We start from the raw sequence: 437 nt of genomic DNA, 5'->3' as shown, positions 1-437 counted from the left end.
GAGAGTGAATCCAGAATCCGTTCATGGATGCTCTACCCGCCTGGTGTCAATTGACCTGGATGGCGATGTAATGTTGCTGATCGACGATATGGTAAAAGCAAAGTATTGTCAGGTTCGGGTGGTTGGTAAAAAACCTCCTCAGGACATTGTTCTGTCTTTGCACTATAAGGTGAAACCCTTGTGGACGGTCCTTGAGGACGCAGGGGTTCAAATGGGAAACCTCGGGTCTATCTCGGTCGGAGAGAATTCGGTGGTGTTTGACTTTACGCCTGGGGTCCAGAAGTAATGGATAAACGTCCTTCTTATATTACGAAGTACGCGGTGGTTCGTTCAAGACTGGCAAAATGCGCCGTTCTTTCCGCTGGGATCGTTTTCGGTTTTTCGGCTTTTTCGGCGGATGACACATCGCTGACCGATCTGGTCAACTTCAAGGTTTC

General features: G+C 48.7%; 1 protein-coding gene. It reads left to right on the top strand.

Annotated features, from left to right (window positions below; translation table 11 throughout):
* A partial coding sequence (locus IV91_RS19280; protein WP_150112505.1) for a DotD/TraH family lipoprotein occupies positions 1 to 286 on the top strand: 286 nt, incomplete at its 5' end.
* Positions 287 to 437: the final 151 nt, after the last annotated feature.

This window comes from Ferrovum myxofaciens (assembly GCF_000735045.1).
Lineage (GTDB): Bacteria > Pseudomonadota > Gammaproteobacteria > Burkholderiales > Ferrovaceae > Ferrovum > Ferrovum myxofaciens.
This window is presented reverse-complemented; position numbering and strand designations above follow the sequence as displayed.